Raw genomic sequence first — 1,475 nt, 5'->3', positions numbered from 1 at the left:
GTCGCCCGCCGCCGCGGCCCGGCCATCGTCGCCCGCCGCCGCCGCCGCGGCCCCGTCGCTCGCCGCGACCGCGGTCTCGCCCTCCACCCACGTGGCGAGCGGCGCGGCGGCGATCATCGCCGTGAGCCGCTCCGACCGGCGGCCGCGGCCCTGCGCGTCCGGGAGCGTGACGACGAGCTCGCCGGCCTCCACGCGCAGCAACGGCCGGACCGCGGCGGCGGCACGGGCCGCGAACGCCGACCCCGGCAGGCGGGCGAGCAGCTCGGCGGCGACGTCGCGGACCGGCTTGCGGCGATCGTCGAGCGCGGCTTCGAGCAGCGGCTCGTCGGCGTCGGTGAGGCCGAGCTCGAGCTCGCCGAGGAACGCCTCGCGGTCCTCCCAGGTCTCCTCGGCCCAGGTCGAGGCGAGCAGCTCGCGCGCGGCGGCCGGGTCCTCGCGGCGACGCCGGACCAGGAGCGCGTGGCGCTCGTCGGGCGTGCCGGCCTTCCAGACGCCGTCGTCGGCGGGGAGCGCGTACGCCCAGCGCGGCTCGCGCGCGGCGAGCCACAGCGCGAGCGGGCCGACGGCCTCGAGCACCGACGTGTGGCGCTCCGGCCGGGCCTCCGCGTAGTCGAGCAGGGCGGGCGCGAGCTCGGGCGGCGGCCGCACGCCGGCGCGCCCCGCGAGGCCGAGCCACTCCTCCACGAGCTCGCGCACCTCGAGCAGCAACTCGAGTCGCGAAGCCGCCGCGGGCGAGCACAGCGGCCGCGCGTCTTCGTCGGCGGGGTCGACCGCGCGCGCCTCACCGGCCCGCGCTCCGGCCCGCCGCGGCGGCGAGCACCCGATCCTCAGCGCCGCGTTCCGCCAGCGACGCCTCGAGCGTGTCGGGCGAGCCGGGCGGCGCCGCGGCCGCGACCGGCCGTCGGTCCGTGCCGATGAGCGCCGCGGCGACGAGCTCGTCCCAGCTCACGCGAGCACCGTCCCTGCACACACGCGCGCCGCCGGCGCGACGAGCTCGTGCTGTCTGCGCACGGCGAGGTCGCGCGCGCTCACGCGCGGGCCTCACGTGTGGCGGCGACCGGGAACAGCTCGAACAACGCGTCGGAGACCTCGACCCAGCCGCCCATGACGGTCGCGGGGCCTGCCTCGTCGAGCACGACGAGCCCACCGCAGAACCGCAGTGCGACGACGCCGTCGTCGTCGATCGCGTCGACCCGCGCGACCAGGCGGCCGGGCTCGAGCCGCTCGCCGCCGCCGGCAGCCGCCGCGGTGCCGCTCACCTCGAGCTCGACGTGGTGCTCGCCGAGCGCGGGCGGCTCGCCCACCCACCGTGCGTCGGCCGTGCCGGCGGCGCACGCGAACCGCACCCGGTCCCCGTCGACGGCCTCGATGACGACCTTCACGACGCCGCCCCGCGCAGCGACGCGCCGCCGGCCACCACGCCCCGCCCGCGCCGCCATGCGCCGCCGGCCACCACGCCCCGCCCGCGCCGCCAT

The 1,475-nt window shown here is 79.9% G+C and carries 2 protein-coding genes and 1 pseudogene; all 3 read right to left on the bottom strand.

Annotation, left to right across the window (positions count from 1 at the left end; genetic code table 11):
* A partial coding sequence (locus OJ997_RS36220) for a DUF5691 domain-containing protein (protein WP_443732127.1) occupies nucleotides 1–825 on the bottom strand: 825 nt, incomplete at its 3' end.
* Nucleotides 782–949, bottom strand: coding sequence for a hypothetical protein (locus OJ997_RS36215; RefSeq protein WP_270030343.1), 168 nt, complete (start codon nucleotides 947–949; stop codon nucleotides 782–784). The genes OJ997_RS36220 and OJ997_RS36215, both read right to left, overlap by 44 nt.
* A 79-nt stretch (nucleotides 950–1,028) precedes the next feature.
* Nucleotides 1,029–1,475: pseudogene (locus tag OJ997_RS36210) on the bottom strand (hypothetical protein); the annotation flags it as partial.

The sequence above is a fragment of the Solirubrobacter phytolaccae genome (assembly GCF_027587195.1).
Classification (GTDB): domain Bacteria; phylum Actinomycetota; class Thermoleophilia; order Solirubrobacterales; family Solirubrobacteraceae; genus Solirubrobacter; species Solirubrobacter phytolaccae.
Note: the sequence above shows the minus strand (reverse complement) of the source record. Positions and strands in the feature narration are given on the sequence as shown.